The organism is Brevibacterium sp. LAARM2_SD2 (assembly GCF_057364785.1).
The window spans coordinates 125,332-147,062 of the sequence record NZ_JBNFOM010000002.1; the positions used below are offsets into that span (position 1 = coordinate 125,332).

Sequence of the window (21,731 nt, forward strand, 5' to 3'; positions counted from 1 at the left end):
ACCTGCTCCCTCCACCGTTAGACTCGCACTCGTGGCTGCGAAGAAATCTCATCTCCCGATCGCCCTAGTCGTCGACCTCGTGCTCGTGATCCTCTTCACGATCATCGGGCATTACACCCACTCTAACGACCTCGACCCGCAGGGCATCGTCACGACCGCCTGGCCGTTCGTCGCCGCCCTCGTCGTCGCGTGGGTGCTCGCCGCGGTGTGGGACCGACCGCTGTCCCCGCTCGCCTCGGGCACGGGGATCTGGGCGATCACCGTGCTGCTCGGCCTCGTCATCCGCGGCCTCACCGGCGCCGGCGGGGATCCCGGGCAGGTTCCCGTGAGCTTCATGATCGTCGCCACGACGCTCAACTTCATCACCCTCGTCGGCTGGCGGGTCATCGCCACCGCCGTCTCCGGCGGCGGCAAGCGCCGCCGCTGAGCCGCAGACCACGACCCACAAGCCCGGACCCGGTCCGGCCTCAGAGCAGGTCGGGGTTCGGGGTCGCCTCGGCGATCTCGGACTCGAGCGTCGGGGCTCCGCGGGTCGTGTCGAGGTGCATCATCCGCAGATGGGTGACCCGCTCGCCCTTGCGCCCGGAGATCCGCGCCCACTCGTCGGGGTTCGTCGTGTTCGGCAGGTCCTCGTGCTCGCTGAACTCCTCGGCGATCGCCTCGGCGAAGTGCTCGGGATGCAGACCCCGCTGCCCGGTCTCGAGCAGTGACTTGATCGCCCCTTTCTTCGCCCGGTCGACGATGTTGTGGATCATCGCGCCCGAGGCGAAGTCGGAGAAGTGGAGGACCTCGCGGGAGCCGTCGGCGTAGGTGGCCTCGACGAACTCGTTCTCCGGCACGCTCGCGTACATCCGCTCGACGCAGTAGTCGATGAGGGCGCTGACCGTGGCTTCGGCTCCGCCGTGTTCGGCCACGAGGCTCTCCCGCAGCGGCAGCGCCGGGGTGAGGTACTTGCCGAAGATGTCGCGCGCGGCCTCGGCGTCGGGCCGTTCGATGCGGATCTTCACGTCGAGGCGACCGGGCCGCAGGATCGCGGGGTCGATGAGGTCCTCGCGGTTCGAGGCGCCGATGACGATGACGTTGTCGAGCTGCTCGACGCCGTCGATCTCCGTGAGCAGCTGCGGAACGATCGTCGTCTCGACGTCGGAGGACTTGCCGGTGCCGCGGGTGCGGAACAGCGATTCCATCTCGTCGAAGAAGACGACGACGGGGAACCCGGCCGAGGCCTTCTCACGGGCTCGGGCGAAGATCAGCCGGAGCTGCCGCTCCGTCTCCCCGACGTACTTGTCGAGGAGTTCGGGGCCCTTGATGTTGAGGAAGTAGGTCTTCCGCGCCCGTTCCGAGCTGCGTTCGGCGAGCGAGTTCGCGACCGCCTTGGCGATGAGCGTCTTGCCGCAGCCGGGCGGACCGTAGAGGAGGATGCCCTTGGGCGGTTTGAGCCCGTGCTCGGTGTAGAGCTGCGGGTGCTCGAAGGGCAGTTCGACGGCGTCCTGGATCTGCCCGATCTGATCGGCGAGACCGCCGATGTCCGAGTACGTGATGTCGGGGACCTCTTCGAGCAGGAGCGAGGACACCTCCGGCTTCTCGACGACCTCGAGGGCGAAGTGGGTGCGGGTGTCGACGACGACGGCATCGCCGAGGCGGACGCCTGAGTCGAGGACCTCCTGCGTGAGGACGTAGACCTGCTCGTCGTCGCCGGGAGCGCCGACGAGGATGCGGGTGTCGTCGATGAACTCGCGGACGGTGACGACGCTGCCGACCGAGCCGAAGTCGCCGGTGCCGATGATGACGAGGCCCTCGGACAGGAGCACCTCGGTGCCGGGACGCAGCGACTTCGCCTCGACCTCGGGACCGACCGCCACCCGCATCCGCCGTCCGCCGACGATGACATCGGCGAACAGGCCCGCGTCGTCGACGGCGATGAGGGTCCCCCAGCTGTTCGGGGGCTCGGTCAGCCGCCTGGCCTCCTCCTTGATCCGCCCGAGCTCCTCCCGGGCGGTGCGCAGCGTCTTCGACAGCGCCTCGTTCCGCTTGCCGGCGGTGAACAGCTGCTGACGCAGGGAGGCGGTGTCCTCCCGCAGCTTCTTCACCTCGCTCGTCGGTGTCTCTGTCATCGGCTGTCCTCCTTCTGCTCTGGGTCCGTGGCCGCTGCGGCCGGCTGGTCTGCGGCAGGCTGTGCCGGGTCGGTCTGGTCTCCGGCAGGCGGCGCCGGGTCAGGCTGGTCTGCGGCTGGCTGTGCCGGATTGGTGCCGGGAGTCTCGAGTCGTCTGCCGGCCTCGCGCATCACCCGACGCAGCTTCTTGCCGGTCGCCACCCGGGTGCCGATCGCCGTCTCCGTCACCTCTCCTCCGGTCCACGCCTCGACGTCGGCGGTCGAGGCCGGCGCACCCTGGGGGCGTTTCTTCTTCTCCAGGGGCACCTCCCCCGGTGCCATTCTGCGGGCGATGACGAGGAAGCCGGTGTGGGCGATCATCCTGTGGTCGGGACGGACGGCGAGTCCGTCGACGTGCCAGCCGCGGACCATCGACTCCATCGCGCTAGGTTCGCTGAAGCACCCGGTCTCCCGGACCGCCTCGACGAAGCGCGAGAGCTGCGGGACGGTCGCGACGTAGGCGATGACGACGCCCCCGGGAGCCAGCGCCTCCGTGACGGCGGCGAGCACGTTCCACGGGGTGAGCATGTCGAGGACGACGCGGTCGACCGTGCCGGGGGCGAACTCCGCGGGCAGGGTCTCGGCGAGGTCGCCGACCGTGACCGCCCAGTTGTCGGGGGCGCCGTCGAAGAAGTCGGCGATGTTGCCCGCGGCGATGTGGGCGAACTCCTCGCGCAGCTCGAAGGAGTGGAGGCGGCCCTGGGGCCCGACGGCGCGCAGCAGGGCGATCGACAGGGCGCCCGACCCGACGCCCGCCTCGACGACGGTGGCTCCGGGGAACACGTCGCCGAGGGTGACGATGAGACCCGAGTCCTTCGGGTAGACGACGGCGGCCCCGCGCGGCATCGAGAGCACGAAGTCCTCGTAGAGGGGGCGGAAGACCTGGAAGTCCACACCCCCGGAGTTCGTCACGACGATGCCCTCGGGACGGCCGATGATGTCGTCGTGGCTGATGAGTCCCTTGTGGGTGTGGAACACCTCTCCGGAGGCGAGCACGATCGTGTGCATCCGGCCCTTGGGATCGGTGAGTTGGATCTTCTCCCCCGCGCGCAGTGCGGTGTCGGGTCGGTGAGGCTGAGTCATGATGCTTCTACTCTACGCTGGTGAGGTGTGCCTTACGCACACCGGTTCAGGCCGCGAGAAGCTCGTCGAAGAACTCCTGCAGATCGATGACGCCGACGAGCGTGTTGCCGTCCATGACCAGGCAGAACTGCGCCTTGGGGCGGTGGGTGAGCGACTCGAGCAGATGCGGTGCCGTGATGTCCTTGGGCACCCCGATCCAGCCGGCAAGGGGCCTGGCCACTTCGCCGACGGGGATGTGGGTCATCGATTCGGCAAGGCGACCGGCCGCGGCGTGGCGGTCGACGAGACCGTAGGGCAGCCCCTTCTGGTCGAGGACGACGATGAGCGTGCGCTCCTTGGCATGGCCGAGCGTGTTCGCATAGTCGAGGGTGTCGGCGAGATCGGCGTCCCAGGTCGCGGCGATCGCCGGCTGGATGACCTGCCGCAGATCGTAGGTCTCCATCTTCCGGGCCCGCTTCGCATGGGTCGCGGCATCCCCGGCGGAGAACCACAGCATGATGGCGATGAGCGACATCCAGGCGACGTTGAGCGGATCGGGCCGCTGACCGGCGAGCAGCGGGGTGATGACCGACCAGCCGATGAAGCCGATCGCGATGATCCGCCCCACCCAGCTCGCGACGATCGTGCCGAGGTACTGGGACCCGGTGATCCGCCACATCAGCGCCTGCAGCGCCCACCCGCCGTCGAGCGGGATGCCCGGGAGCAGGTTGATCGCGCCGAGGGCGACGTTGGCGAAGGTGATCGCGACGAGGAGCAGCCACGGCACCGAGTACGGGGTGACCGCGCTCAGGCACCACCACCCGAGGAGGGCGAGGACGATGTTGACGATGGGCCCGACGATGGAGATGACGAAGCTCGTCATCGCCGCCTTGTCGCGCGGGTTGTCGACCTGCGGTTCGAAGCGGGTGAAGCCGCCCCAGATGTTGAGCTCGATCGCCGCGACCTTCTGCCCGTAGAACTGGCCGGCGACGCCGTGGGCGAGTTCGTGGAGGAACACCGAGGCGAAGAGGAGGACGGCGTAGGCGAACGCCACCGCCCACGACCACAGCCCGAGGTCGGGGCGCACCGTGTGCACCCACGGGGCGAAGAGGATCGTGATGACGATCGCGGCGAGGAACCACGACCACGCGAGGATGACGGGGGCGCCGAGAACGGTCCCCAGGCGCACGCCGGATGAGGCGCCGGTCTGGTGGTTCTTCGCGGCCATGAAAAGGACATCCTCTTGCACGTTGGGGTCGGGATTCTCAGCCTAACAGCGGCAGAGGCCTTCACCATGTCAGACGCGTCGTGTCCGCTCAACTCGACGGGGCCTGCCGCGTCGTGCCCGGCCCGTGTCAGGACCCCTCGTTAGAGTGGGTGCATGGCCGAGCTCACCAGTCTCTCTCCGTCCCGTGCGAACGACTTCGTGCAATGCCCCTTGAAGTTCCGCTTCCGCAGCATTGACAGGCTTCCGGAACCCCCTTCACAGGCGGCATTCAAGGGCACGCTCGTCCACTCCGTGCTCGAGCAGCTCTTCACGCTGCCGGCGGCCGAGCGCACCGAGGACGCCGCCCAGGCGATGCTCTCCCCGAGCTGGGACGCCCTGGTGGAGAAGGACCCGACCGTGCTCGAGATCTTCGCCGATGATCAGGAGAAGGAGACATTCTTCACATCCGCCCACAACCTCGTGCGCGCGTACTTCACCCTCGAGTACCCCGAGCATCTCGAACCGGAGACGACGGAGAAGTACGTGACGACGACGCTGGACAACGGGCTCGAGCTGCGCGGGTTCATCGACCGGGTCGACGTCGCCCCGGGCGGGGAGAAGCGCCTCGTCGACTACAAGACCGGCAAGCAGCCGAAACCCCAGTACGGGCGGGAGGCGAAGTTCCAGATGGGGTTCTACGCGCTCGTCGAGTACCGGCTCACCGGAGAGCTCGTCCACACGCTCCAGCTCATGTACCTCGGCTCGCGGAGCATCCTCAAATCCCATCCGACTCCGGCCGATCTCGAGGCCAGCGAATTCGAGATCGCCGCGATCTGGAACGACATCGTCGCAGCCGCCGAAGCCGATCGCTGGCGTCCCCGGAAGTCCCCGCTGTGCAACTGGTGCTCGTTCAAGCCCCTGTGCCCGGCCTGGGGCAACGCCGCTCCCCCGACCCCGGAGATCACGCGGATAGTCGGGACGTGAGCGCGCGCAGATCGTCGACGTCGTGTCCGGCGAGGCTCGTCCACAGGGTCGTGCCGGGGGCGGGGTCGAGGTCGACGAGGTGCGGGATGCCGATCGCGATCGTGCCCGCCGCCTCGGCGCTGGCCAGTCCGGGCCGGGAGTCCTCGAGGGCGATGCACCTGCCGGGATCGAGACCGAGCAGCGCGGCTCCCGCGAGGTAGGGCTCCGGATCGGGTTTGCCGGCGCTGACCTCGTCACCGGAGATGAGCCCGACGAAGCTGTCGGGCGGGCACGCGGCGATGACCGCCTCGGCGAGGCTGCGGTAGGACATCGTCACCATCACACACGGAATCCCCTCCTCCCGCAGCGCGCTCAGCAGCTCGAGCGCGCCGGGCCGGAAGGGCACGGACTCCGCGATGCGGGCGATGACGGCCGCGAGCAGCGTGTCGACGATGACGGGGGCGGGCAGGTCGAGTCCGGCCTCCCGCATGAGGCTGCCGGAGGTGAGGAGATCGTTGCCGACGAACTCGAGGCCCTGCTCCTCCGACCACGGCAGTCCATGGGCGGCCATGAGCTCGGTCTCGGCCTCGATCCAGTACGGTTCGGTGTCGACCAGGGTTCCGTCCATGTCCCAGAGGACCGCGCCAGGATTCGTCATGGTTCCAGCGTAATGTGGTCGCATGACATTTCTCCCATCAGGTCACGGTGCGCTCGTCTTCATCGCCTTCGAGGGGCAGGACGCCGATGCTTCGGAGGCGGCGAGCTCGCTGGTCAAGGACATCATCGACACGTGGGGGCTCGACGACAGCGAGATCCTCGACACCGACGGCTTCTACGAGTTCCGCTTCTCCGAACCGGAGATCGAACGCGATGAGACGGGACGCGCGAGCATCGCGTGGCCCGGCGTCGAGGTCCACCGCGGCACCCATGAGGGACGTGCCGTCACCGTCATCCACGGGCACGAGCCCGGACTCAAATGGCGGGAGTTCCTCTCCCTCATCCTCGCCGAGGTGGGTGAGGACGATTCCGTCGTCCTCCTCGGCGGCCTCCACGCCGAGGTGCCCCACACCCGGCCGCTGCCGGTCGTCGCGAACACCGAGGACCCCGACCTCGCCGCGCAGCTGGGCATCGAGATCAACAGCTACGAAGGGCCCATCGGCATCCTCGGACTCCTCGGGGTCGCGTGCTCGTGGCGGCAGCTCACCGCGATCAACCTCTGGGTGGGCGTGCCCGACTACCTCGGGGACTCGCCGTCGCCGAAGGCCGAACTCGCACTCGTCCGGGCCGTCGAGAAGACCACGGGGATCGAGATCGACATTCCCATCCTCGAGGAGGAGAGCCGAGCCTGGGAGCTCGGCGCCGATGAGGTCGTGTCGGGCAATCCGCAGCTGGCCGAGCTGCTCGGGCGCCTCGAGCAGCGCATCGACGCGACCGAGCTGCCCGAGGCCAGCGGCGAGGCGATCGCCGCGGAATTCGAACGCTACCTGCGCGGACGCGGCCGCGAGCGCTGAGTCAGTCGCGCAGCCGGATGCCGAGCAGGGCGTCGACGGCGTCGGCGACCCGCTCCCCGGTCACGGCGCCGGGCTCCCCGGCCGGTGTGTCGGCGTAGTGCTCGGCCCATTCGTCGAGGATCCCCAGGGCCCGGGGGCTGTCGAGGTCGTCGGCGAGGGCTTCGCGCAGGAGGCCGATGATGTGGGTGCGCAGCCCCTCCCGGCACTCCGATTCGCACGTCGCCGCGTGCTTCCATGCGGCGAGGCGCTCGGCCGCGGAGTCGAGGAGGTCGCGGGTGAAGTTCCAGTCGCTGCGGTAGTGGTTCGACAGGAGCACGGTGCGGATGACCATAGGGTCGACGCCCTCGGCGAGCAGCTGCGAGACGAGGACGAGGTTGCCCTTCGACTTGCTCATCTTCTCGCCCTCGAAGCCGACCATGCCCGTGTGCATGAACGTCCGCGCCAGCGGCGTGCGCTGCCACGCCGCGGCGTGGGCGGCGCCCATCTCGTGGTGCGGGAAGATGAGGTCGCTGCCGCCGCCCTGGACGTCGACGGGCAGGCCGAGACAGTCGTCGGCGATGACCGTGCACTCGATGTGCCAGCCCGGGCGTCCGGGACCGAGCGCCCCGCCGTCCCAGGAGGGTTCGCCGTCGCGGGCCGCGCGCCACAGCAGCGGGTCGAGCGGATTCTCCTTGCCGGGGGTCTCCGGGTCGCCGCCGCGCTCGGCGGACAGGCGCAGCATCGTCGCCCGATCGTCGTGGCTGACGCTGCCGAACGGCGGCTGAATCGGGGTGTCCACCCGGTAGTAGACGTCACCGTTGTCCAGGGTGTACGCGGCCCCCTCGGCGAGGAGGGCGCTGACGGCGGCGGCGATCCGCGGAATCGATTCGACGACGCCGACGTAGTCCTGGGGCGGGATGACGCGCAGCGCCTCCATGTCGTCGCGGAAGAGCTGGATCTGCGACTCGGCGAGTTCGCGCCAGTCCACGCCCGTGGCCGCGGCGCGTTCGAGCAGCGGGTCGTCGACATCGGTCGTGTTCTGGACGTAGACGACGTCGAGGCCGGCATCGCGCCACACCCGGCCCAGCAGGTCGAAGGCGACATAGGTCGCGGCATGGCCGAGGTGGGTCGCATCGTAGGGGGTGATCCCGCAGACGTAGAGGGCTGCTCTGCCGTCGCGTCCGCTCAGTCGCCTCGGGCTGCGCGCCCCGGTGTCGAAGACGGTGGGGACTGTGCCGGTGGTGGACAGCTGGGGCAGCTCAGGTGCGGACCATGATTTCACGCAGACCAGCCTAACCGAGACCGGCGGTCGCGAGCACGTCCTAGATCGGCGGCCAGGGAATCGCCGTCCTGTCCTCGGGCGGAGGGGGGAAGATCCCGGTGTCGGCCAGGGTCTGCGCCCGCTGCGCGAGCGCTGTGATCTCCGTCTCCCGCAGGCACTCGGTGAGCGCGTCGACGAGCACCGCGGGCATGGCCGCGACCTCGTCGAGGGCCGCGCGCTCGGTGTCATCGAACGCGGAGTCGGCGAATCCCCAGAGCACCGTGCGCAGCTTCTCCTCCGGGTGGAAGCTCAATCCGTTGTCGATGCCGAACGTCCCGAACCCCCCGGTCACCCCGGGCAGCACGCTGCCAGTGATGATGTGCCCGGCCTTGCGGTCGGCGTTGCCGGCGAGCAGATCGAAGAAGGCGACCCGGCGCAGCTCCTCGCCGAGGCTGTGGGAGAGGACGAGGTCCCGTCCGTCCTCGGTGCGCAGGGCGAACATCGGGGCGAACGCCTCGGGGATCCCGTCGATCTCGGTGAGCGCGACGTCGGCGTCGTCGCCGGCGTCCTCGACGTAGGCCTGGAGGGAGCCGGGACCGTGCGGCAGATCGGTGCGGAGCACGGTGGGCGGGACGACCCGCAGGCCGAGGTGGGCGCTGAGCCGGTACGCGGCGACTTCGCGCAGCCCCAAGGTGCCGTCGGGGAAGTCGTGGAGGGGTCTCTCGCCGGCGATCGGCTTGTAGACGGCCTTGAGCACGCGGTCGGCGTGGTCGACGACGACGAGCGAGGTCGAGTTGCTCGCCCGCGGGATGTCTCCCATGAGCGTGGGCTCCCCGCCGGTCAGCGCGGATTCGACGAGGCGTCGACCGCCGCCGGCCGTCAGGCTCGTGCAACACCGTTGGCGCGCGGGCAGAGGTGGCCTTCGGGTTCGAGCGGCAGCGAGCAGAACGGGCAGTCCCCGCGCCCGGCGGAGACGACCTGCTCGGCGCGGCGCGCGAACTCGCGGGCACCGGCCGCATCGAGGACGGTGCGCAGCACATCGCGCTCGACCTCGTCGTCATCGGGGTCGGCCGAGGTGCCGGCCTGCGCGTCCTCCTCGGTGAGTTCGAAGCACTCGACGACGAGTTCGTGGGCGACGGTGTCCCACCCCAGGCTCATCGTCCCGACCCGGAACTCGGGGTCGATGGGGACGTTGAGCCCGGCATTGTCGATGCGGTCGTCGATCGCCGTCTGCGGCACGCGGGCGGCGGGGTCCTTGATCATCACCATGTCGAGGAGCTCGGTGATGCGGTCGGCGAGGATCTCGACCTGCTCCTTCTCGACGATCACCGTCGTCAGGGCGTCGCCGGACTTCGCTTGGAGGAGGAAGGTCCGCTCCCCCGGCAGGCCGATCGTGCCGACGACGAAGCGGTCGGGTGTGGGGTGATCGTAGAGTGAGGCCATGTGGCCCAGCCTAATCCACTGCCGCCCGGCCGTCGGAACCCCGGCCATCTGCGCCGACCCTAGGCGTGACCGTCGTGCTGGGATACATTTGACTCATGAGCACAGATCCTCGTGAGGCCCTGGACGCATTCCTCGAAGCGGTGAGGGAGCACTTCGCCGCATCCGCACATCGCAATGGAGACCAAGACCCCCGAGTCGAAGCCGCGTACATGGCTTTGGCCGACGCCTTCGAGATCTACGAAGACGCCATCTACACCGCGTATGACGAAGTCACCCCGTTCGAGCTCTTCGACGACGTCGAGGATGCGAAGGCCGACGACGAAGACGAGGACTACGACGAGTTCGGCGTCGCCGATGACGACGATGACGAGGACGAGGACGACATCGACGACGCCCGGCGCTGACGCCTCACGAGGGCTGACCCTCACGAGGACCGGTGCCTGCCGGGAGCCGAGACTTCAGGAGATCTGCTCGAGCACCTCGGCGATCTCCGGTTCGAGGGTGACGTCGCTGCTCATGATCTGACCCAGCTGCTCCGGGGTGCGCGCGGAGACGAGGGTGGAGGCGATGCCGCGTTCGCGGTTGAAGGCCAGGGCGATGTCCGTCGTGCTCACCCCGAGGGCCGCCGCGGCCCGGCGCACGCCCGCGAGCACCCGCGACGCCCTGTCGTCGAGGTAGGGCGAGACGTAGTCGGAGAGCTCCCCCGCCAGCCGGGAGTCCTGGGGAGTGCCGCGCTGGTACTTGTCCGCAAGCACCCCGCGGCCCAACCCGGCACCGGCGATGAGGCCGATGCCCGCATAGTCGCAGGCCGGTCCGAGCTCGGCATCGGCGTCGCGGTTGAGCAGGGAGTATTCGCTGATCGCGCACGCGATCGGAATGCCGGCCCCGCGCATCTCGGCGAGCTGCCATCCCGTGTGGTGGGAGACGCCGACGTAGCGGACGGTGCCGAGCGTGAGCAGGGTGTCGATCGCCGAGGCGGTCTCGGACCTGTCGACCTCGGCGTCGAAGACGTCGAGGACGAGGACGTCGAGGTGCTCGCGGCCGATCGCGCGCAGCAGCTCGGCGACCTGGTCGAGGATGCGGGCGCGCCGAGCCCGAGCTCGATGTGGGAGGACTCACTCAGCGACACCCCGACCCTGCCCATCACACTCACCGCGTCCGGCAGGTCGACCTGTCCGAGGACTTCGGCCGCATGGAGGCCTGAGCTGGGAAGTTCGAGGAGATTGCCGCCCGCCTCGGCGTAGGCGTCGACGAGCCTCTGCGCGTCCCGCCCGTCGACCCGATGCCCCCACTCGAAGGTGCCCAGACCCACATCGCTGACGTCAAGACCGGTCGTTCCCAGGCGGTTGGAGTTCATGATTCTTGAGGTTACCCGATTCGCCGACTACCGTGGTCACGTTCCCGCCAACCCTCTTCTCCTAGGAGACGCATGTACGAATGGCTCGTGGCCGCCGTGCTCGGAATCGTCCAGGCACTCACGGAATTCCTGCCGATCTCATCGTCGGCGCACGTGCGCATCGTCGGCGAATGGCTCCTGCCGGGTCGGGATCCGGGGGCGTTCTTCACCGCGATCATCCAGATCGGCACCGAGCTCGCCGTCGTCGTCTACTTCTGGCGCGACATCGTCTCCATCATCTCGAAGTGGTGCCTGGCGCTCGTCGGCAGGCATGACCGCAAGGACCCCGAGGTGCGCCTGGGCTGGCTCATCATCGTCGGGTCGATCCCCATCGTCATCCTCGGACTCCTCTTCCAGGACTACATCGAGACGACCTTCCGCAGTCTGTGGATCACCGCGACGATGCTCATCGTCTTCGGCCTCATCATCGGCCTCGCGGACTGGGTGGGGAAGAAGCAGTACACGATCGAGGACATGACCTGGGGACAGGGCATCGTCTACGGCTTCGCGCAGGCTCTCGCCCTCATCCCCGGCGTCTCCCGCTCGGGAGGCACGATCATGGCCGGCCGGTTCATGGGCTTCGACCGTCCCGCCGCTGCGCGCTACTCGTTCCTGCTGGCGATCCCCGCCGTGCTCGGGTCGGGCTTCTACGGCATCGTCAAGAGCCTCGGCGACACCGAGATGGTGCTCGGCTGGGGTCCGACGATCCTCGCCACCGTCATCGCGTTCTGCCTCGGCCTCGCCGTCATCCACTGGTTCCTGCGCTACATCCAGACGAAGTCGTTCGCGATCTTCGTGTGGTACCGCGTCGCGCTCGGCATCCTCCTCTTCATCCTCCTCGGCACCGGCGTCCTCGCCGCAGGCTGAGGTCACTCGGGGTCGCTGAGACCGCCGCCGCCGGGCACACCGGCCTCCGCAAGCCCGGCGGCGGTCACCGACATCGCCGTGAGCACCGGGAACGGCCCGGAGTAGTCGATGATCGTGAACGAGCCGGGGGCGACCGCGAGCCGCTGGAAGTCATCGAGCGGCATACCGAGCGCCTCGGCGATGATCGCCTTGATGATGTCGCCGTGGGAGACGATCATCCCCCACGCGGGCTTCGGCTTCTCCCCCGCTGCCGACGATTCGCTCGGCGGCTCGGGTCGCTGCGCCGCTTCCTGCTCCAGCCTCTCGAGCTCCCGGAGTTCGCCGACGAGGAACCGCACCCCGGACACGGCCCGGTCGGCCGCCTCGGCGATGGCCTCGCCGGCGGGGAACCGCATCGCCGAGGCGCGCCGGCTCACCGTCTCCCAGTCGGGTGTCGTGACGAGGTCGGCGAGGCTGCGCCCGGTCCAGTCCCCGTAGTCGAGTTCGACGAACTCCTCGCCGATGCGGGTCTCGGTCACCTCGATGTGCGTCTGTGCGATCTCGGCGGTCTGCACGCACCGCAGCAGCGGTGAGTGGATGAGGCGGGCGAAGGAGGTGTGCGGAAGCATCCGCAGCGTCGCCTCCAGTGCCCGGGTCCCGTCCTCGGTCAGCGACACGCCGGGGGTGCGTCCGGCGAGGATCCCTGCCGTGTTCGCGCTCGAGAGTCCGTGTCTGAGGAGGACGATGACGGGCATACGATCCAGATTAGCCCACATCGTCTACAGTGGCCCTATGAAGGAGGTGGGCGCATGAAACGCCAGCGACCGAGGATGACCTACGAGTTCCGGAAGGTCTCGTTCTCCAAGGACGTCCCGCGCTCCGTCAGTCTCCAGGAGCTCAACGACCAGGCCGAATACGGTCAGTGGGAGCTCGCACGGACCCGGATCTCCGCCGGGGGCACCCGCACCGTCTGGCTGCGCCGCAAGATCATGCCGCTGCCGACCGCCGGCTGATCGCGGGGTTGGCAACGCACTCGGGCTTCCTCTCCCTCCTCCTCGCCGGCTCCGCGACGATCCTCGCGGGGGCGGCGATGTCGCTGCAGGGACGCGCCAACGGTCTGCTCGGGGCGGTGCTCGGAGGCGCCGTCTTCGCCGCGCTCATCTCCTTCGCCACGGGTCTCCTCGTCGTCGGCGCAGTCCTCGTCGCGAGCGCGTCGTCGCGCGCGCCGTCGGGACTCGTCGTCTGGGTGCGCTCGGGCCGGCTGCCGTGGTGGATGCTCCTCGGCGGGCTCAACGGCGCGTTCGTCGTCGTCGCCCAGGCGGTGACGGTCCCGCTCATGGGCGTCGCGATGTTCACGATGGCCTTCGTCGCCGGTCAGGTCGCCGGCGGCATCATCGTCGACGGCACGGCGCTGCCGCCCGGCGGCCGTCAGCGGCTGACGGTGCTGCGCATCCTCGGGGTCCTCATCGTCCTCGGGGCCCTCGTCGTCGGCGCCGCCGAGCGGCTCGACCTCGGGGTGCCGTGGTGGGCACCGGTGCTGCCGTTCATCGCCGGCGGTCTCGTCAGTGTCCAGCAGGCCTTCAACGGCCGCGTCCGGGCGGCATCCGGATCGGCCGTCGTCGCGACGACGGCGAACTTCGCGACCGGGTTCGTCGCCCTCCTCGCGGCCACCGCCGTCGTCATGGCCGGCGGTGCGCGGTGGCAGGGGTTCCCCACGGCGCCGGAGGAGTGGTGGCTGCTGCTCGGCGGAGCCTTCGGGGTGATCTTCATCGGGATCACCGCGCTCACGGTCGGTCGCCTCGGCGTGCTCCTCCTCAGCCTCTTCTCGCTGTTCGGGAACCTCCTCGGCGCGCTCCTCCTCGACTACCTGCTGCCGCTGCCGGGATCACTGGTGAGCGTGACGACGGTGCTCAGCGCCGCGCTCGTCCTCGTCGGGATCGCGGTGACGATCACGCCCGCATCAGGAAGTCGCCGAGGACGCGGGTCCCGAACCTGAGCGCGTCGACGGGCACGCGCTCGTCGACGCCGTGGAACATCGCCGGGAAGTCGAGGTCCCCGGTGAGCCGGAGAGGTGCGAACCCGTAGCCGGCGATCCCGAGCTCCGACAGCGACTTGTTGTCGGTGCCGCCCGAGAGCGTGTACGGCAGCACCCTGGCGTCCGGGTCGGCGGCGAGCAGGCTCGCGTTCATCTGGGCCACCAGCGGGGTCTGATAGTCGGCTTCGAGGGCAGGGCCCTGTTCGCTGACCTCGATGTCGATGCCCGGTCCGGCGAGTTCCTTGATCGTGAGCATGACGTCCTCGTGCTGGCCGGGAAGCGTACGGCAGTCGACGTATCCGGTCGCCGTGCCGGGGATGACGTTGTGCTTGTAGCCGGCCTCGAGGAACGTCGGGTTCGACGTGTTCTGCAGGGTCGGGGCGACGAACTTCGCGACGGAGCCGAGCTCGGTGAGCAGTTCGCCGATCGTTTCCGAGGTGAAGGCGATCCCGGTGATCTCCGAGACCCCTTCGAGCAGCTGTCGTGTCGCCGGGGGGATGTCCTGCGGCCATTCGTGCTCGCCGATCCGGGTGATCGCCGCGGCGAGCCGGGTGACGGGGTTGTCGTCGTTGCGCTGGGAACCGTGGCCGGCGGAGCCGTGGGCGATGAGGTTGAGCCATGCCAGCCCCTTCTCCGCTGTCTGGATGAGGTAGACCCGCTGTCCGCGGATGTCGACGGAGTAGCCGCCGACCTCGGAGATCGCCTCGGTGGCGCCGGCGAAGAACTCGGGGTGGTTGCGCACGACGTAGCGGGCCCCGTATTCGCCTCCGGCCTCCTCGTCGGCGAAGAAGGCGACGATGAGGTCGCGGCGGGGCTGGAGGCCCTGGCGGACCATGTCGCGGATCGCCGCGATGATCATCGCGTCCATGTCCTTCATGTCCACGGCCCCGCGTCCCCACAGCAGACCGTCCTTGATGACACCGGCGAAGGGGTCGACGCTCCAGTCCTCGGCGGCGGCCGGGACGACGTCGGTGTGGCCGTGGACGACGAGGGCCGGAGCCGTCGCATCGACGCCGGCGATCCGGGTGACCAGCGACGCCGGCCGGGAGCGGATTCGACGATCGTCGACGCCAGCCCCACCTCGGCGAACCAGCTCTCGATGAGCTCAGCGGCCGGGCGTTCCGGGTTCGCCTTGTTCATCCCCCAGTTCTGGGTGTCGATGCGGATGAGCTGCTGGCACAGGGATGTGACCTCGTCCTCGGCGGCACTGAAATCAAACATGGAGACTCCCCTTCGACACGACGGTGCTGAACAGGATCAACGTTAACGCACGGGCGCGACGGGGAATGAGCGAAGGCCCTCCCGGATTCCTCCGGAAGGGCCTTCCCTGTTGTGCGCGAAGGGGGACTTGAACCCCCACGTCCGATAATTTGGACACTAGCACCTCAAGCTAGCGCGTCTACCAATTCCGCCACCCGCGCTGGCAACAGGAATTACTCTACACGCGTTCGGCGGCGGCGCAAAATCGAATCGGCCGTTTGTGACCGACCTCACTGCACACCGTCTCTGACCTCAGGCGATGCCTGTAGGCCGGCTCAGGCGATGCCGCCCGACAGCCTCAGGCGCTGCCGCTCGGTGCGGCCACCTCGGTGACGCTCGAGAGCACGTGCGGCTTGCCCTTAGCCGGGTCGAAGACCGCGAAGTCCGCCGCCTCGTGCCGCGCTCCCCCGGTGAAGGCGAACCCGACGGTCGCGGGAAGCAGGATCGGCTTCGCGAAGGAGACGTCCCAGCGGTAGGACTCGAGCCTGGGGTCGGCCGCAGCCAGCGCCCGGGACGCGGTGTACATCCCGTGCGCGATGACCTTGGGGAACCCGAAGCCGCGCGCGGCGAGCCCGTTGAGGTGGATGGGGTTGTAGTCGCCGGAGACCTTCGCGTAGCGCTGCCCGATGATCGGGTCGAGCCGCCAGCGCGCGGTCGGCAGCGGCGCGACGAAGTCCTCACGCGCCGGCTGCGGCTGCTCCTGCGCACCGGCGAGTCGCTTGCCCTTCGCCAGGTACGTCGTCGTCTCCGTCAGCACCGTCTCACCGTCGACCTGGGCGGTGACCTCGACGTCGATCGTCGTCCCCGCCGGATGCGCGAAGGGGCCGGCCAGCGAGACGGAGAAGTCGACGACATCGCCGATGCGCACCGGGCGGATGACCTCGACCCGATTGCGGATGTGGACCATCCCGACGAGCGGCAGCGGCACGGCGGGATCGCTGAGGAGCTGCATGCTCAGCGGGAACGCGAGCACGTGGAGGTAGCCGGGATGGACGACGTCGCGCAGCGGAGCCTCGATGACCTTCGCGAACCCCGCATAGGCGGTGGCGTCGATGGCGATGCTGCGCGCGATGGTCCTGTCCGGCAGGTCCGTGCCGGGACGCGTGCCGAACGGCAGGGCCTTGAGCACGGCCTTCGCGTAGACGGGAAGCATGCTCATCACGCACCCACCATGTTCTGCCCGCACACCCGCAGGGTCTGGCCGTTGATGCCGCGCGCCGAGGCGGAGGCGAGGAACGCGATCGTCTCGGCGACGTCGACGGGCAGTCCGCCCTGCTGGAGGCTCGAGAGCCGGCGCGCGACCTGCCGGGTGAGCGGGGGCATCGCCGCGGTCATATCGGTTTCGATGAACCCGGGGGCAACGGCGTTGGCGCTGCCGCCGAGTGCCGCGAAGTCCCCCGCCGAGGCGGCCGTGAGTCCGATGACCCCGGCCTTCGACGTCGCATAGTTCGTCTGCCCGCGGTTGCCGGCGATGCCGGAGGTCGAGGCGAGCGACACGACCTGCGCGCCCTCGGCGAAGCGTCCGGTCTCGAAGAGGCGGGAGTTGATGCGCGCCTGCGAGGCGATGTTGACCGCGATCACTGAGTCCCAGCGGGAGGCGTCCATGTTCGCGAGCAGCTTGTCACGGGTGATCCCGGCGTTGTGGACGAGGATGTCGACGGTGCCGTCGGCGGCCTCGGCGATCGCGTCGGCGGCCCCGTCGGCGGTGATGTCGAGCTGGAGGGACTTGCCCCCGACCTCGTTCATCACCTGCGCCAGCGCCTGCCCGGCCTGGGGCATGTCGACGCCGATGAGGTGGGCGCCGTCGCGGGCGAGCACGCGAGCCACCTCGGCGCCGATGCCCCGGGCGGCCCCGGTGACGACGGCGGTGCGCCCGGCGAGCGGACCGGTCTGACCGGTGGCGAGGAACTCGGCATCGGTCACGCTCTCGCCGGCACCCGAGGTCACGGTGATGAACTGGCCGTCGACATACGCCGATTTGCCCGACAGGAGGAACCACAGCGCCGACGCCACCGACGGCGCGTCGATGCCGACGCCGCGCCCGAGGAGGATCCCGTTGGCTGTCGCGCCGCGCCGCATTTCATGGGCCAACGACCGGGTGAGACCGGTGATGCCCTGGGTGGCGGCGGCCACCTGCGGCTCCTGAGCGGTCGGGTCGGGTGCTGCCGAGATCGTCACGACGCGACCGCATTTGGCCAGCGACCGCACCGCTCCGCCGAGGCCGAGCACGGTCTCGGAGAGCTCGGAGGGCGAGGTCACGTCGTCGAGGACGGCGATGATCGCCCGCAGCGACTCATCGGGGGCCGCGTGCCGCCTGACCTCGAATCCGTTGTCGAGGAGGAGGTCGGCGATCGTCTGGGCCCCGCTGCCGGAGCCTGTGACGAGGACGGGCCGGCGCAGATAGGACTCGGGGGTCGAGCCGAAGCGCTGGAGTTCGACGGGCTGCGGGAGACCGAGGGTCTTCGCGATCTTCCCGAGCGGTCCGCCCATGAGTTCGAGGTACTTGTCCTTCATGCTGCCTCCACGATCGCCGTGAGTCCCTGTCCGCCTGCTGCGCAGATCGAGACGAGGGAACGCTTCTTGCCGGTCTCCTTGAGGTACTTCGCGGTCGTCGCGATGATGCGTCCGCCGGTCGCGGCGAACGGATGTCCCGCCGCGAGCGAGGAGCCGAGCGGGTTGAGCTTCGACCGGTCGAGGGTTCCGAAGGCCCCGTCGAGACCGAGCTTCTCGCGTCCGAACTCCTCGGACTCCCAGGCGGCCAGATGCGCGAGCACTGTCGAGGCGAAGGCCTCATGGATCTCGAAGACGTCGAAGTCGTCGAAGGTCAGACCGTTGCGGGCGAGCAGCCGGGGCACGGCGTAGGCGGGAGCCATGAGCAGGCCCTCGGCTCCGTCGACGAAGTCCACAGCGGCCGCCTCGGCGTCGATGAGCCGGGCCAGCGGGGTGAAGCCGTGCTCGGCCGCCCACTCCTCGCTGCCGAGCAGGACCGATGCGGCCCCGTCGGTGAGCGGGGTCGAGTTGCCCGCGGTCATCGTCGCCGCGGTCGGCAGGCGCTTGCCGAAGACCGGGGAGAGCTTCGCGAGCGATTCGAGTGTCGAGTCGGGGCGGAGGTTCGTGTCGCGGCTGACTCCGAGGTACGGGGTCACGAGGTCGTCGAAGAAGCCCTCGTCCCACGCCCTGGCCAGTCCCTGGTGGGAGGCGAGGGCGAGTTCGTCCTGGGCCTCCCGGCTGATCTGCCATTCGGCGGTCGTGATCGCCTGGTGCTCACCCATGCTCAGGCCGGTCCGCGGCTCCCCCGTCGACGGCGCCTGCGGAGCGAGGTAGGCGGGGCGGATCTGCGCGGCGATGCGCACGCGCTGCGTCAGCGTCTTCGCCCGGGAGAGCTCGAGGAGGATCTCCCGCAGCGAGTCGTTGACGACGATCGGCGCGTCCGAGGCCGAGTCGACGCCCGCGGCGATGCCCGATTCGATCTGCCCGGCGTTGATCTTGTTCGTCAGGCTGACGACGGTCTCGAGGCCCGTGGCGCAGGCCTGGCCGATGTCGTAGGCCGGTGTCGTCGGGGACAACGCCGAGCCGAGCACGGCCTCGCGGGTGAGGTTGAAGTCCTTCGAATGCTTGAGGACGGCACCGCCGGCGACCTCGCCGATCGTCTCCCCGGCCAGCCCGAAGCGGGCGACGAGGCCGTCGATCGTGCTCGTGAGCATGTCGAGATTGCTCGCCTTCGCGTACTGCTTGTTCGACCGCGCGAAGGGAATGCGGTTGCCGCCGAGGATGACGGCGCGTGAGGTGGGTGCGGGCATGAGCGCCTCCGTGTCTGTCGAGGAATTAGCTGTTACCGACAGTACCTGATACCGTCTGTATCATGAAATCGCTCACAGACGGCCGCTCGACGCGGTGGCAGGAGCATCGCGACAGTCGCCGCCGCGAGCTGCTGCGGACGGTCCGCCATGTCGTCGACGAACACGGTGACGATCTGTCGATGGAGCAGATCTCCGAGCACTCCGGGACGACGAAGGCCGTGCTCTACCGCTACTTCACCGACCGCGCCGGGCTCCAGGAGGCGATGGGCGGCTGGGCGATGCAGGTGATCGCGAACTCGCTCGACGAAGCGAGCGCCTCCCGCGTCCCGATCGCAGACTCCGCCGGTCCGACCCCTGACCGCCGCGAGACCCTCGAGGCGATGATCCGCGCGTTCGTCAGCCTCGCCGCCGAGTCGCCGAGCATCTACCGCTTCTGCGACCAGGCCGTGGGGCGATTCGATCCCGGTGAGGAGGGCGGCTTCTTCCGCGAGGTCGCCGACCTCCTCGCCGAGCGCCTCGACCTCGATGTCACCGACGGACGGTTCGCCGGTGACGACGGGAAGCTGTGGGCCGCCGGCGCCATCGGCTTCGTCCGCGCCGCGACAGAGACGTGGCTCTCGGCCCCCGGCTCCCCCGAGGCGTTCGCCGCCTCGGTGAGCACGTGGCTGTGGGCGTCCCTGCCGCCCGAGGCCAGGGGCGCCCCGCCGACAGCCTGAGACACCCTTACGATTCGACCACGCACCGCCATCGCACAGACCAGGAGCACACGCATGACCGACTTCGCGCTCGACCTCGACCCCACCGCCATCCAGACCGTCCTCGACGGACGCTGGGCAGAGGCCCGCCGCCAGGGACGCAGCCTCGCCCTCGACGAGTCCACCCACCTCGATCCCGCTGACGACCTCGAGACCACCCGCGCGAACACGCTTGCCGCGGTCGGACTCATGGCCGGCACGAAGCTGCCGATGGCCGCGCTGCCGGAGACGCTCGGGGGCACGAACGAACACGCTAAGACCGTCGCCGGCTTCGAGGAGACCGTGACCGCCTCGCCGAGCCTGCAGATCAAGGCCGGAGTGCAGTTCGGACTCTTCGGCGGGGCGATCCTCCACCTCGGCAACCCCACCCAGCACGCCGACTGGCTCGTGCCCGCCCAGCAGGGAGAGCTGCTCGGATCGTTCGCGATGACCGAGATCGGCCACGGCTCCGATGTTGCCGCGATCGGCACGACCGCGACCTACGATGCCGCGACCGAGGAGTTCGTCATCGACACCCCGTTCCGGGCCGCGACGAAGGAGTACATCGGCAACGCCGCCCGAGACGCGCGGGCCGCCGTCGTCTTCGCCCAGCTCATCACCGCCGGGGTCAACCACGGCGTGCACGCGTTCTTCGTGCCCATCCGCACCGCCGACAGCCAGCCGCAGCCGGGCGTGAGCATCGAGGACGACGGTTACAAGGGCGGGCTGCGGGGAGTCGACAACGGTCGCTTCGCTTTCGACGCCGTGCGCATCCCGCGCACGAACCTCCTCGACCGCTACGGCGCGGTGACCGCCGACGGCGAGTACTCCTCCCCCATCGACTCGCCCGGACGCCGGTTCTTCACGATGCTCGGCACCCTCGTCCAGGGTCGCGTCTCCCTCGACGGGTCCGCGGTCGTGGCGAGCAAGCTCGCCCTCGACATCGCCGTGCGCTACGGGCTCGAGCGCAAGCAGTTCACCACCGTCGACGACTACACCGAGACGACGCTGCTCGACTACCAGCAGCACCAGCGCCGGCTCATGCCCGGCCTCGCCGCGGTCTACGCCTCGAGCCTCGCCCATGAGAAGCTGCTCACCTCGTTCGAGGAGGTGTTCTCCGGCGTCGACGACAGCGAGGAGAACCGCGCCCTGCTCGAGACCCGGGCCGCGGCGTTCAAGGCCGACTCGACATGGATGGCCCTCGACGTCATCCAGGAGTGCCGCGAAGCCTGCGGCGGTGCCGGCTTCATGGCGGAGAACCGCCTCGTGGGCCTGCGGGCCGACCTCGACGTCTACGTGACGTTCGAAGGCGACAACACGGTCCTCCTCCAGCTCGTCGCCAAGCGCATCCTCGGGGACTACGCCAAGGAGTTCGCACACATCGACGTCGGCGGGGCCGCCCGCTTCATCGGCACCCAGGCCGCCGAGCACACGCTCTACCGCAGCGGCCTGGCCAATGCCGGGCGCGCGATCTCCGACGTCTTCACCCCCAATCTCAGCGAGAGGCGGATCCGTTCGGGTCGCCTCCAGCGCACCCTGCTCGAGACCCGTCTCGAGGTCATGGTCTCCGGGCTCGCCGCAGCGCTGCGTCCGGCGGCGAAGATGCCGGCGGCGCAGGCGGCCGAGCTCTTCAACTCCCAGCAGCACGAACTCGTCGAGATGGCCCGCGCCTACGTCGAACTCGAGAAGTGGAAGGCCATCGACGAGGCGATGCGGGAGCAGAAGGATCCCGCCCAGGCGAAGATCTTCCGCCGTCTGCGCGACACCTACGGGCTCAGCCTCATCGAGAAGCACATCGGCTGGCACCTCATGTACGGCCGTCTGCCGATGTCGCGGGCACGGCAGGTCGGTGAGACGCTCAACCGCCTCTGCGCGAAGCTCGCGGCCAACGCCCTCGATCTGGTCGACGCCTTCGGCTACGGGGATGATCACCGGCGGGCGACGATCGCCACCGGCGTCGAAGCCGAGCGGCAGGCCGAGGCCGCCGCCCACTACCGGCGAGCCCGCGCCCAGCGCGACTACCCGGTGCCGGAGAAGCAGCTGAAGAAGGCCGCGAAGTCCCGCACCGCCTGATCAGCCGGG

The 21,731-nt window shown here is 69.4% G+C and carries 21 protein-coding genes, 1 tRNA gene and 1 pseudogene; 9 read left to right on the top strand and 14 right to left on the bottom strand.

All coding sequences use genetic code 11. The features are described 5' to 3' along the window. The first annotated feature begins 31 nt into the window (after nt 1-31). On the top strand, nt 32-427 hold the full coding sequence (locus tag AC2W7K_RS01875) for a DUF3054 domain-containing protein (protein ID WP_198498785.1): 396 nt from the start codon (nt 32-34) through the stop codon (nt 425-427). A 40-nt stretch (nt 428-467) separates the two neighbouring features. On the opposite strand, the gene arc is transcribed toward AC2W7K_RS01875, so the two are convergent. The 3 genes from arc to AC2W7K_RS01890 are packed head-to-tail and all read right to left on the bottom strand — an operon-like array spanning nt 468 to nt 4,442. Further along, entirely contained in the window at nt 468-2,114 is a 1,647-nt protein-coding gene (gene arc / locus AC2W7K_RS01880; RefSeq protein WP_198498786.1) for a proteasome ATPase, read from the bottom strand. Next, nucleotides 2,111-3,235: a tRNA (adenine-N1)-methyltransferase gene (locus tag AC2W7K_RS01885; RefSeq protein ID WP_232623599.1), complete on the bottom strand. Its 1,125-nt coding sequence runs from the start codon at nt 3,233-3,235 to the stop codon at nt 2,111-2,113. Before AC2W7K_RS01885 ends, arc begins: the two co-directional genes overlap by 4 nt. Before the next feature lie 46 nt (nt 3,236-3,281). After that, the gene (locus AC2W7K_RS01890) at nt 3,282-4,442 is read right to left on the bottom strand and encodes a site-2 protease family protein (protein WP_198498787.1); all 1,161 of its coding nucleotides are present in this window, start codon (nt 4,440-4,442) and stop codon (nt 3,282-3,284) included. Nucleotides 4,443-4,595: 153 nt separating this feature from the next. Between AC2W7K_RS01890 and AC2W7K_RS01895 the strand changes: the two genes are divergently transcribed. Further along, nucleotides 4,596-5,405: a RecB family exonuclease gene (locus AC2W7K_RS01895; protein ID WP_198498788.1), complete on the top strand. Its 810-nt coding sequence runs from the start codon at nt 4,596-4,598 to the stop codon at nt 5,403-5,405. Here the strand turns inward: AC2W7K_RS01895 and AC2W7K_RS01900 are convergent. Beyond that, nucleotides 5,383-6,042, bottom strand: coding sequence for an HAD family hydrolase (locus AC2W7K_RS01900; protein WP_198498789.1), 660 nt, complete (start codon nt 6,040-6,042; stop codon nt 5,383-5,385). The two genes, AC2W7K_RS01895 and AC2W7K_RS01900, sit on opposite strands and share 23 nt — an antisense overlap. 22 nt (nt 6,043-6,064) lie before the next feature. Between AC2W7K_RS01900 and AC2W7K_RS01905 the strand changes: the two genes are divergently transcribed. Beyond that, complete coding sequence (locus AC2W7K_RS01905; RefSeq protein ID WP_198498790.1) at nt 6,065-6,895, top strand: proteasome assembly chaperone family protein; 831 nt, start codon at nt 6,065-6,067, stop codon at nt 6,893-6,895. A gap of 1 nt (nt 6,896) precedes the next feature. On the opposite strand, the gene mshC is transcribed toward AC2W7K_RS01905, so the two are convergent. From mshC to AC2W7K_RS01920, 3 genes are read right to left on the bottom strand one after another with little or no spacing between them, the layout of a single operon-like run. After that, nucleotides 6,897-8,156 carry a cysteine--1-D-myo-inosityl 2-amino-2-deoxy-alpha-D-glucopyranoside ligase gene (gene mshC, locus AC2W7K_RS01910; protein ID WP_198498791.1) on the bottom strand — a complete coding sequence of 420 codons (1,260 nt, stop codon included), beginning with the start codon at nt 8,154-8,156 and terminating at the stop codon, nt 6,897-6,899. Between the two features lie 40 nt (nt 8,157-8,196). Beyond that, the gene (locus AC2W7K_RS01915) at nt 8,197-9,048 is read right to left on the bottom strand and encodes an SCO1664 family protein (protein WP_486005706.1); all 852 of its coding nucleotides are present in this window, start codon (nt 9,046-9,048) and stop codon (nt 8,197-8,199) included. Then, complete coding sequence (locus AC2W7K_RS01920) at nt 9,015-9,578, bottom strand: DUF3090 domain-containing protein (RefSeq protein WP_137824063.1); 564 nt, start codon at nt 9,576-9,578, stop codon at nt 9,015-9,017. The genes AC2W7K_RS01915 and AC2W7K_RS01920 overlap by 34 nt, the downstream gene beginning before the upstream one ends. 95 nt (nt 9,579-9,673) lie before the next feature. Here AC2W7K_RS01920 and AC2W7K_RS01925 point away from each other — a divergent pair, with 95 nt between their 5' ends. Next, nucleotides 9,674-9,982 carry a hypothetical protein gene (locus tag AC2W7K_RS01925; protein WP_198498792.1) on the top strand — a complete coding sequence of 103 codons (309 nt, stop codon included), beginning with the start codon at nt 9,674-9,676 and terminating at the stop codon, nt 9,980-9,982. A gap of 54 nt (nt 9,983-10,036) precedes the next feature. Here AC2W7K_RS01925 and AC2W7K_RS01930 read toward each other — a convergent pair whose 3' ends face one another. Beyond that, nucleotides 10,037-10,657: an aldo/keto reductase gene (locus AC2W7K_RS01930; RefSeq protein WP_486005707.1), complete on the bottom strand. Its 621-nt coding sequence runs from the start codon at nt 10,655-10,657 to the stop codon at nt 10,037-10,039. Nucleotides 10,658-11,007: 350 nt separating this feature from the next. On the opposite strand from AC2W7K_RS01930, the gene AC2W7K_RS01935 reads away from it, so the two are divergent. Beyond that, a complete protein-coding gene (locus tag AC2W7K_RS01935) occupies nt 11,008-11,841 on the top strand; it encodes an undecaprenyl-diphosphate phosphatase (RefSeq protein ID WP_198498794.1) in 834 nt (277 codons plus the stop codon). Nucleotides 11,842-11,843: 2 nt separating this feature from the next. On the opposite strand, the gene AC2W7K_RS01940 is transcribed toward AC2W7K_RS01935, so the two are convergent. Then, a complete protein-coding gene (locus AC2W7K_RS01940) occupies nt 11,844-12,575 on the bottom strand; it encodes a histidine phosphatase family protein (RefSeq protein WP_198498795.1) in 732 nt (243 codons plus the stop codon). Between the two features lie 54 nt (nt 12,576-12,629). Between AC2W7K_RS01940 and AC2W7K_RS01945 the strand changes: the two genes are divergently transcribed. Together AC2W7K_RS01945 and AC2W7K_RS01950 are read left to right on the top strand one after the other, a co-directional pair. Beyond that, the gene (locus AC2W7K_RS01945; RefSeq protein WP_232623601.1) at nt 12,630-12,833 is read left to right on the top strand and encodes a DUF5703 family protein; all 204 of its coding nucleotides are present in this window, start codon (nt 12,630-12,632) and stop codon (nt 12,831-12,833) included. Between the two features lie 8 nt (nt 12,834-12,841). Beyond that, a complete protein-coding gene (locus tag AC2W7K_RS01950; protein WP_486005694.1) occupies nt 12,842-13,816 on the top strand; it encodes a DMT family transporter in 975 nt (324 codons plus the stop codon). On the opposite strand, the pseudogene AC2W7K_RS01955 reads toward AC2W7K_RS01950, so the two are convergent. The 5 genes and pseudogenes from AC2W7K_RS01955 to AC2W7K_RS01975 all read right to left on the bottom strand — a co-directional run bounded on the left by AC2W7K_RS01955 (nt 13,770) and on the right by AC2W7K_RS01975 (nt 18,915). Next, nucleotides 13,770-15,076 (bottom strand): annotated as a pseudogene (locus AC2W7K_RS01955) (M20/M25/M40 family metallo-hydrolase). The gene AC2W7K_RS01950 and the pseudogene AC2W7K_RS01955 overlap by 47 nt on opposite strands. A 112-nt stretch (nt 15,077-15,188) precedes the next feature. Further along, nucleotides 15,189-15,276: transfer RNA gene (locus tag AC2W7K_RS01960), tRNA-Leu, on the bottom strand. Nucleotides 15,277-15,413: 137 nt separating this feature from the next. After that, nucleotides 15,414-16,274 carry a MaoC/PaaZ C-terminal domain-containing protein gene (locus AC2W7K_RS01965; RefSeq protein WP_211979218.1) on the bottom strand — a complete coding sequence of 287 codons (861 nt, stop codon included), beginning with the start codon at nt 16,272-16,274 and terminating at the stop codon, nt 15,414-15,416. Next, complete coding sequence (locus AC2W7K_RS01970; RefSeq protein WP_211979217.1) at nt 16,274-17,629, bottom strand: 3-oxoacyl-ACP reductase; 1,356 nt, start codon at nt 17,627-17,629, stop codon at nt 16,274-16,276. The genes AC2W7K_RS01965 and AC2W7K_RS01970 overlap by 1 nt, the downstream gene beginning before the upstream one ends. After that, nucleotides 17,626-18,915 carry an acetyl-CoA C-acetyltransferase gene (locus tag AC2W7K_RS01975; RefSeq protein WP_211979216.1) on the bottom strand — a complete coding sequence of 430 codons (1,290 nt, stop codon included), beginning with the start codon at nt 18,913-18,915 and terminating at the stop codon, nt 17,626-17,628. Before AC2W7K_RS01975 ends, AC2W7K_RS01970 begins: the two co-directional genes overlap by 4 nt. A gap of 62 nt (nt 18,916-18,977) precedes the next feature. Between AC2W7K_RS01975 and AC2W7K_RS01980 the strand changes: the two genes are divergently transcribed. Then, nucleotides 18,978-19,631 (top strand): TetR/AcrR family transcriptional regulator, encoded by a 654-nt coding sequence (locus AC2W7K_RS01980; protein ID WP_211979215.1) that lies wholly within the window; start codon nt 18,978-18,980, stop codon nt 19,629-19,631. Nucleotides 19,632-19,685: 54 nt separating this feature from the next. Continuing rightward, nucleotides 19,686-21,722, top strand: coding sequence for an acyl-CoA dehydrogenase family protein (locus AC2W7K_RS01985; RefSeq protein WP_211979214.1), 2,037 nt, complete (start codon nt 19,686-19,688; stop codon nt 21,720-21,722). The last annotated feature ends 9 nt before the right edge of the window (nt 21,723-21,731 follow it).

What these genes read in the sequence shown, in the direction of transcription:
- AC2W7K_RS01945 (WP_232623601.1), top strand. Translation starts at nt 12,630, where the DNA reads ATGAAACGCCAGCGACCGAGGATGACCTACGAGTTCCGGAAGGTCTCG.
- AC2W7K_RS01905 (WP_198498790.1), top strand. Translation starts at nt 6,065, where the DNA reads ATGACATTTCTCCCATCAGGTCACGGTGCGCTCGTCTTCATCGCCTTC.
- AC2W7K_RS01970 (WP_211979217.1), bottom strand. Translation starts at nt 17,629, where the DNA reads ATGAAGGACAAGTACCTCGAACTCATGGGCGGACCGCTCGGGAAGATC.
- AC2W7K_RS01925 (WP_198498792.1), top strand. Translation starts at nt 9,674, where the DNA reads ATGAGCACAGATCCTCGTGAGGCCCTGGACGCATTCCTCGAAGCGGTG.
- AC2W7K_RS01940 (WP_198498795.1), bottom strand. Translation starts at nt 12,575, where the DNA reads ATGCCCGTCATCGTCCTCCTCAGACACGGACTCTCGAGCGCGAACACG.
- AC2W7K_RS01975 (WP_211979216.1), bottom strand. Translation starts at nt 18,915, where the DNA reads ATGCCCGCACCCACCTCACGCGCCGTCATCCTCGGCGGCAACCGCATT.
- AC2W7K_RS01935 (WP_198498794.1), top strand. Translation starts at nt 11,008, where the DNA reads ATGTACGAATGGCTCGTGGCCGCCGTGCTCGGAATCGTCCAGGCACTC.
- AC2W7K_RS01900 (WP_198498789.1), bottom strand. Translation starts at nt 6,042, where the DNA reads ATGACGAATCCTGGCGCGGTCCTCTGGGACATGGACGGAACCCTGGTC.
- AC2W7K_RS01965 (WP_211979218.1), bottom strand. Translation starts at nt 16,274, where the DNA reads ATGAGCATGCTTCCCGTCTACGCGAAGGCCGTGCTCAAGGCCCTGCCG.
- AC2W7K_RS01895 (WP_198498788.1), top strand. Translation starts at nt 4,596, where the DNA reads ATGGCCGAGCTCACCAGTCTCTCTCCGTCCCGTGCGAACGACTTCGTG.
- AC2W7K_RS01885 (WP_232623599.1), bottom strand. Translation starts at nt 3,235, where the DNA reads ATGACTCAGCCTCACCGACCCGACACCGCACTGCGCGCGGGGGAGAAG.
- AC2W7K_RS01980 (WP_211979215.1), top strand. Translation starts at nt 18,978, where the DNA reads ATGAAATCGCTCACAGACGGCCGCTCGACGCGGTGGCAGGAGCATCGC.
- AC2W7K_RS01985 (WP_211979214.1), top strand. Translation starts at nt 19,686, where the DNA reads ATGACCGACTTCGCGCTCGACCTCGACCCCACCGCCATCCAGACCGTC.
- AC2W7K_RS01920 (WP_137824063.1), bottom strand. Translation starts at nt 9,578, where the DNA reads ATGGCCTCACTCTACGATCACCCCACACCCGACCGCTTCGTCGTCGGC.
- AC2W7K_RS01890 (WP_198498787.1), bottom strand. Translation starts at nt 4,442, where the DNA reads ATGGCCGCGAAGAACCACCAGACCGGCGCCTCATCCGGCGTGCGCCTG.
- arc (WP_198498786.1), bottom strand. Translation starts at nt 2,114, where the DNA reads ATGACAGAGACACCGACGAGCGAGGTGAAGAAGCTGCGGGAGGACACC.